Origin of the sequence: Streptomyces sp. M41, assembly GCF_043673425.1 — a bacterium.
Classification (GTDB): domain Bacteria; phylum Actinomycetota; class Actinomycetes; order Streptomycetales; family Streptomycetaceae; genus Streptomyces.
In genome coordinates this window covers 159,866-166,314 of record NZ_JBIMKE010000018.1, presented here as the reverse complement: position 1 = coordinate 166,314, position 6,449 = coordinate 159,866, and the positions used below count along the sequence as shown (strand labels likewise).

The following is a 6,449-nucleotide window of genomic DNA, read 5'->3' as shown; positions in this document are numbered from 1 at the left end:
CGAACACGGACCCGCCCGGGATGCGCAGGTCGATACCGTCCAGCACGCTCTGCTCGCCATAGGACTTGCGCAGGCCGACGGCGGAGATGGCGGGGGGTGAGGGATGACCGTCCCGTCGAGCGGATGTGGACATGACAGATGAAGGCATGGGGCCCTCCAGGAGAAGGCTGAAGTGGGTGGGGGTGCGCCGATCGAGGCAAGGGGCGCCGGTCGGGGCGGGAAGTGGTGGCGCGCTCAGACCTTGGCGCGGCGGATGTCGATGTTGCCGAACTTGGTGCGGGCACGGACCTTGACGGTGTCCTCGGACTCCTGTGGCGTCCCGGACGCGGTGAGGGCGTTGCGCACCTGACCGGCGCCCGAGCTGACGTCGAGCCAGGCGGCCGTGCCCTCGCGGACGCCGACCTCGATGGCGCCGTAGCTCGTCTCCAACTGGACGGTGCCGCGGACCACTTCGCCGACCCGCACAGTGCCGTACGCGGTCGTGGCGGTGACGGAGTCCTCGGCGCGCCGGATCTCGATGTCGCCGTTGGCGCCCCTGACCCGCAGCTCGCCGGTGGCGGCGTCGACGGTCGTGGTGCCGTGGGAGTTCTTCAAAACCGCGGGGCCGTCGATGAGGCCCAGGCGCAGGCTGCCGGAGCTGGTGGTGATCTCCGCGCCGCCCTCGACGCGGTCCACGGTGATCGAGCCGTGCGACGCGGTCAGCTGCAGCGGTCCGGTCGCATCGAGGCGGACGTCGCCGGACGAGGTCTTCACGCGGACCTCGCCGAGCCGGCCCTCGCCGAGCACCTGGGTCCAGGCGCCGGTCACGTCGACGCGTGAGCCGGCGGGCAGGTCGACCGTCACGTCGACGACGCCGGTGCGGCCGAAGAGGTTGGGCTTGGGCGTCCGGACGGTCAGTACGCCGCCCACGCAGCTGACCTCGGTCTGGTCGGCCGTCCGCACGTCCCCGTCCTTCTTCGGGTCACGGGGCCGCACCTCGACGACCGTGTCGTATCGGTCGCCCGCGGTGAACTGGATGGAGCCGGCCTCCACGTGCGCCGTGGCCGAGATCGCTTCGGGAGTGTCGTAAGAAGGCATGGCTGTCCCGTCCTCTTGGGTCTTCTGGACGTCCCCGCTGGTGGGACGTGGTGTGGGTGAGGTGGTGCGGGTGAGTCGACGACTGCGGGCGGGAGAGCGCGGTCAGCGCACCCAGCCGGTGAAGCTCTGTCCGACGTTCTGGGCCTTCTCGGCCGTACGGGGCCGGGGGCCGCCGTCGACGGCGGCTGAGACGGCACGCACCAGCCAGGCGTTGACCGACAGGCCCTCGCGGTTGGCGGCCTCTTCGGCGCGGGCCTTCAGGTGGGCCGGCAGCCGCAGGTTGACGCGGGCGGTGCCGCCCTCGTCGCCCTCGGCAGGAGCCGGTGCCCGGAGGGCTTCCACGGGCACGGTCGGCTCCGTGGGCGCGCCGGCGTCGGTGGGCGGCGGCGTCACCACGAAGTCGGGGTCGAGCCCGCGCAGCCGTACGTCGACCGAGCCCGGGGCGAGTTCGCGGGTGATCTCGTCCATCGCTGCGGAGAGCACGTTGAGCATGATCAGCCGGGTCGCCGACTCCAGCGGAGCGGTGAGCCTCTCGGCCAGCTCCCGGGCTTCGCCGCCACCGGCTTCGGCAGCCACCGCGAGCTCGCGGCGGAGGGTGTCGACATACGGGGTGAGGTCCATGACGCCATCATGGCACCACAATGGCGCCACATGCAAGCCTGAATGGCGCCTCGAGCTAAAGGTGCCCGCCTTCGGCCGCTCTACCTGCGGAGATGCGAGAAAGCGGTCCGCCGCCAAGGTGATGCCGTGCGGGCCCACCCCCTGCCATTCACGGGCAATGGCACCGGATGGCGCCACCTGTCACCGATGGCACCGGATGGCGCCGAGTGGTGCAGGGGTGATGCCACCCGGCGCCATCGCAGCCGGAGACTCAGGTGTCTAGACCCACGTGTCCAACCACATCCGCGACCGCCACTCGTCGATCGGGATCGACGTCCCCGTGTAGATCGGCCAGAAGTAGATGAAGTTCCAGGCGATCAACAGGACCAGTACGCCCGCCCCCGTCGCGCCCGCCACGCGGCGGGTGTCGCCGGTGCGGGGTGGGCCGATGATCGCGCCGAGGAGCATGGCCACGGCCAGGCAGAGGAAGGGGAGGAAGACGATGGCGTAGAAGAAGAAGATGGTGCGTTCCTGGTAGAGGAACCAGGGGAGGTAGCCGGCCGCCACGCCGCAGGCGATCGCGCCGGCCCGCCAGTCGCGGCGGAACAGCCAGCGCCACAGGATGTACAGCAGCGCGAAGGCGGCCACCCACCACAGCAGCGGTGTGCCGATCGCCAGCACCTCGCGTGCGCACTTCTCGCCCGCGTCGACCGGGCAGCCGTCCTTGCCCGGCAGCGGGGACTCGTAGAAGTACGACACGGGGCGGCCGTCGACGATCCAGCTCCACGGGTTGGACTGGTACGTGTGCGGGGACGACAGGCCGACGTGGAAGTCGTACACCTGGTTCTCGTAGTGCCACAGGCTGAGCCACCAGTCGGGGAACAGCCACGACCAGTCGCTGCTGCGGCCGTCGGCGGTGGCCCAGTTGCGGTAGTAGCCGCCGGTGCCGTCGGTGGGGGAGAGGATCCAGCCGGTCCATGACGCGATGTAGGTGAGGAGCGCCACCGGCACGGTCGCCAGGAAGGCGAAGCCCAGGTCACGCTTGAGCACCGTCAGGTACGGGCGTCCGGCACCGGCGACCCTGCGGGCGCCGACGTCCCACAGCACCGTCAGCAGACCGAACGCGGCCAGGAAGTACAGGCCGTTCCACTTGGTGCCGATGGCCAGGCCCAGCATCAGACCGGCCAGCCAGCGATAGGGCCGCACACCGAGGGACAGGGTCTCGGCGATGTGCGCGTCGGGCCGGACCCGGCCGTCGGCGTCGGCCGGCAGCGCGGCGGCGAGTTTCGCCCGTGCCCGGTCCCGGTCGATGACGAGGCAGCCGAACGCCGCCAGCACGAAGAACATCAGCACGCCGTCGAGCAGCGAGGTGCGCGCCATCACGAAGGCCAGCCCGTCCACCGCCATCAGACCGCCCGCGAGGCAGCCGAGGAAGGTGGAGCGGAAGATGCGGCGGCCGATACGGCACAGCATCAGGACCGCCAGGGTGCCCAGCAGCGCCGTCATGAAGCGCCAGCCGAACGGGTTGAACCCGAACATCAGCTCGCCCAGCCCGATCACGTACTTGCCGACGGGCGGATGCACGACGTACGCCGCGTCCGTAGGGATCTGGATCTGGTCGCCCAGTCTCAGGACCGCGTCATTGGCGTTCTTGTCCCAGCTGACCTCGAAACCGCGGTGGACGAGCGCCCAGGCGTCCTTGGCGTAGTACGTCTCGTCGAATATCACCGCCTTGGGGCTGCCCAGGTTCCAGAAGCGCAGCACCCCGGCCAGCAGGGTGACCAGCAGCGGACCGCCCCAGCCGGACCAGCGCGCGATCCGCTCGGCGAGCGGGTGCGAGATCCCGAGGAACTGCCACATCCGCGGGCTGGGCTGGACGTACGGCGGCACCAAGCGGTCGTGTACGTCGCTTCTGGGCGCCGCCGTGTAGCCGAATCGGCGCAGCCGCTGCTGCCACGACGGCCGCTGCTCGTGCGGTGCCTGGTCCTGCCGGGTGTCCATGGAGGACGCGGTACTGGTCACCGCGCCATCGTAGGGAACCGTTCTGTGGGAGTCCCGTGCATGTGCGGTAAGGGGGCGTAGCCGTTCGCCTCCGACGGCTGTTGTGCTGGGGTTCCGCGGTCCCTGCGAGGATGGGGGACGTGACTGGAACCCTCGTACTGGCAGGCACCCCCATCGGCGACATCGCGGACGCGCCACCCCGGCTCGCCGAGGAGCTGGCCGGGGCCGACGTCGTCGCCGCGGAGGACACGCGGCGGCTGCGGCGGCTGACGCAGGGGCTGGGGGTGACCCCCAAGGGGCGTGTCGTGTCGTACTTCGAGGGCAACGAGGCCGCCCGTACGCCCGAGCTCGTGGAGGAGCTGCTCGGCGGCGCGCGGGTGCTGCTCGTCACGGACGCGGGGATGCCGTCGGTGTCCGATCCCGGGTACCGGCTGGTCGCCGCCGCGGTGGAGAAGGACATCAGGGTCACCGCCGTGCCGGGGCCGTCCGCGGTGCTGACGGCGCTCGCCCTGTCGGGGCTGCCCGTCGACCGGTTCTGCTTCGAGGGGTTCCTGCCGCGCAAGGCCGGTGAGCGGCTGTCGCGGCTCGGCGAGGTCGCCGAGGAGCGGCGCACCCTCGTCTACTTCGAGGCGCCGCACCGGCTCGACGACACGCTCGCCGCGATGGCCGAGGTGTTCGGCGGTGAGCGGCGCGCCGCCGTGTGCCGGGAACTGACCAAGACGTACGAGGAGGTCAAGCGGGGCGCGCTGGCGGAGCTCGCGGCCTGGGCGGCCGAGGGGGTGCGCGGGGAGATCACCGTCGTGGTCGAGGGCGCGCCGCCGAAGGGGGCCGAGGAGGTCGACGCCGCGGAACTCGTGCGACGGGTGCGGGTGCGCGAGGAGGCGGGGGAGCGGCGCAAGGAGGCGATCGCGGCGGTGGCCGCGGCGGCCGGGGTGCCCAAGCGGGACGTCTTCGACGCGGTCGTGGCGGCGAAGAACGCGGAGAAGAACGCGGAGAAAAACGCGGGGAAGAACACGGGGGCGGGCGACGCGAAGGCGTGAAACGCCGTGTGAGCAGGGCGTATCTCGGCTGAGCGGGCGCCCCATGGGCGGGTAAAGCAGCACGGCCGTTGCGGCAAGGAACGTTCAAAGGGGCCCAAACACTCGACAGGTCCCGTGCGTTCACACCGGCCGAGGAGTCCACTGGACGCAGGGACGCAACCCGCCCCACCAGCGGACCACAGGAGCTGGCATGAGCGAGATCGCACAGCACGCCACCGGCCTTCGCAGCGCCGCGACCGCCGTCGTCCACGAGTCGTATTCCTTCGCCTGCATGCGATGCGGGCACGGCTGGGAGCAGTCGTACGAGATCGAGCACCACATCGACGGTGACGGCCACGAGTTCGTGATGTACGTCGCGGACGGCCAGGTCGTCCCGTCGCCGCTGAGCCGGCCCACGTGTCACAACTGCGACGGCCACACCGTCCGGATCATGCGCGCCGGGCAGGTGGCCTCGGTGCAGAACTCCCTGCACCGCGTCCGCACGGTCCCCCGGCAGCCGGGGTCCGAGCAGCAGGGGTCCGAGCAGTCGAGGTCCGAGCGGTCGGCGCCCGGGCAGCCGGACGCGGCGGCGGCCGAGGAGTCGCCGAAGCACCACTGGCACCTGTCGGACCTGCTGAACGTCTTCCACCGCAGGGCGAGCTGAACGTCTTCCACCGCAGGGCGAGCTGAACGTCTTCCGTCGCAGGTGAGCTGAGCGCCGGCGGGCGGCGACCGAGCGCGGTCCGGGACGGCGGGCCCCTTTCGTAGGATCGGGGCATGCCTTCGAACGCCGCCGACAAGCACGCCGCCCCGCCCCTCCCCGATCCGCTGCGGGTGCCGGTCGCCGACTCCCACACCCACCTCGACATGCAGTCCGGCACGGTGGAGGAGGCCCTCGCGAAGGCGGCGTCGGTCGGAGTGACGACGCTCGTGCAAGTGGGCTGCGACGTACGCGGCTCGCGGTGGGCGGCCGAGACGGCGGCGGCGTACGACGCCGTGCACGCGACCGTCGCCCTGCACCCGAACGAGGCGCCGCGCATCGTGCACGGGGACCCCGACGGCTGGTCCCGGCAGGGGGCGCGCGAGCCCGGTGGTACGCCGGCGCTGGACGAGGCGCTCGCAGAGATCGACCGCCTCGCCGCACTCCCCCAGGTGAAGGGCGTCGGTGAGACCGGCCTCGACTACTTCCGCACCGGACCCGAGGGCAAGGAGGCGCAGGAGGCGTCCTTCCGTGCCCACATCGAGATCGCCAAACGGCACGGCAAGGCCCTCGTCATCCACGACCGTGACGCCCACGCGGACGTGCTGCGGGTGCTGAAGGAGGAGGGCGCTCCCGAGCGGACGGTGTTCCACTGCTACTCGGGCGACGCCGAGATGGCCGAGGTGTGCGCCGCCGCCGGATACTTCATGTCCTTCGCCGGCAACGTCACCTTCAAGAACGCCCAGAATCTGCGGGACGCGGTGGCGGTGGCCCCGCTGGAGCTGCTCCTGGTGGAGACCGACGCGCCCTTCCTCACGCCGGTGCCGTACCGCGGACGGCCCAACGCGCCGTATCTCATTCCGGTCACGGTGCGCGCGATGGCCGCCGTGCGGGACATCGAGGAGGACGCGCTGGCGGCGGCCCTCGGCTCGAACACGGCGCGCGCCTTCGGCTACTGACCGATAACCGCCCGATAACGCCCGCACGGGCTCCCCGCACCTCTCCACGCCCCCGGCTCGCTACAGCGGGTAGTCGAGTCACTTTGGAGAGTA

General features: G+C 71.4%; 6 protein-coding genes and 1 pseudogene. 3 read left to right on the top strand and 4 right to left on the bottom strand.

The annotated features are described in order from the left end of the window. From ACHBTE_RS22510 to ACHBTE_RS22495, 4 genes and pseudogenes are all read right to left on the bottom strand, one after another. Nucleotides 1-148: pseudogene (locus tag ACHBTE_RS22510) on the bottom strand (ABC transporter); the annotation flags it as partial. 86 nt (nucleotides 149-234) lie between these two features. Further along, on the bottom strand, nucleotides 235-1,077 hold the full coding sequence (locus ACHBTE_RS22505; RefSeq protein WP_394725807.1) for a DUF4097 family beta strand repeat-containing protein: 843 nt from the start codon (nucleotides 1,075-1,077) through the stop codon (nucleotides 235-237). Nucleotides 1,078-1,179: 102 nt separating this feature from the next. After that, nucleotides 1,180-1,698, bottom strand: a complete 519-nt coding sequence (locus tag ACHBTE_RS22500; RefSeq protein WP_394725806.1) for a hypothetical protein — start codon at nucleotides 1,696-1,698, stop codon at nucleotides 1,180-1,182. Between the two features lie 258 nt (nucleotides 1,699-1,956). Further along, nucleotides 1,957-3,699: a dolichyl-phosphate-mannose--protein mannosyltransferase gene (locus ACHBTE_RS22495; RefSeq protein ID WP_394725805.1), complete on the bottom strand. Its 1,743-nt coding sequence runs from the start codon at nucleotides 3,697-3,699 to the stop codon at nucleotides 1,957-1,959. A gap of 119 nt (nucleotides 3,700-3,818) precedes the next feature. Between ACHBTE_RS22495 and rsmI the strand changes: the two genes are divergently transcribed. The 3 genes from rsmI (at nucleotide 3,819) to ACHBTE_RS22480 (ending at nucleotide 6,356) form a co-directional block, all read left to right on the top strand. Then, a complete protein-coding gene (gene rsmI / locus ACHBTE_RS22490; protein ID WP_394725804.1) occupies nucleotides 3,819-4,718 on the top strand; it encodes a 16S rRNA (cytidine(1402)-2'-O)-methyltransferase in 900 nt (299 codons plus the stop codon). A 190-nt stretch (nucleotides 4,719-4,908) separates the two neighbouring features. Beyond that, complete coding sequence (locus ACHBTE_RS22485; protein WP_394725803.1) at nucleotides 4,909-5,361, top strand: hypothetical protein; 453 nt, start codon at nucleotides 4,909-4,911, stop codon at nucleotides 5,359-5,361. A gap of 113 nt (nucleotides 5,362-5,474) precedes the next feature. Continuing rightward, complete coding sequence (locus ACHBTE_RS22480) at nucleotides 5,475-6,356, top strand: TatD family hydrolase (RefSeq protein ID WP_394725802.1); 882 nt, start codon at nucleotides 5,475-5,477, stop codon at nucleotides 6,354-6,356. Nucleotides 6,357-6,449 lie beyond the last annotated feature (93 nt).

Coding starts and splice junctions, on each gene's coding strand:
- ACHBTE_RS22505 (WP_394725807.1), bottom strand. CDS start 1,077: ATGCCTTCTTACGACACTCCCGAAGCGATCTCGGCCACGGCGCACGTG.
- ACHBTE_RS22485 (WP_394725803.1), top strand. CDS start 4,909: ATGAGCGAGATCGCACAGCACGCCACCGGCCTTCGCAGCGCCGCGACC.
- ACHBTE_RS22480 (WP_394725802.1), top strand. CDS start 5,475: ATGCCTTCGAACGCCGCCGACAAGCACGCCGCCCCGCCCCTCCCCGAT.
- ACHBTE_RS22500 (WP_394725806.1), bottom strand. CDS start 1,698: ATGGACCTCACCCCGTATGTCGACACCCTCCGCCGCGAGCTCGCGGTG.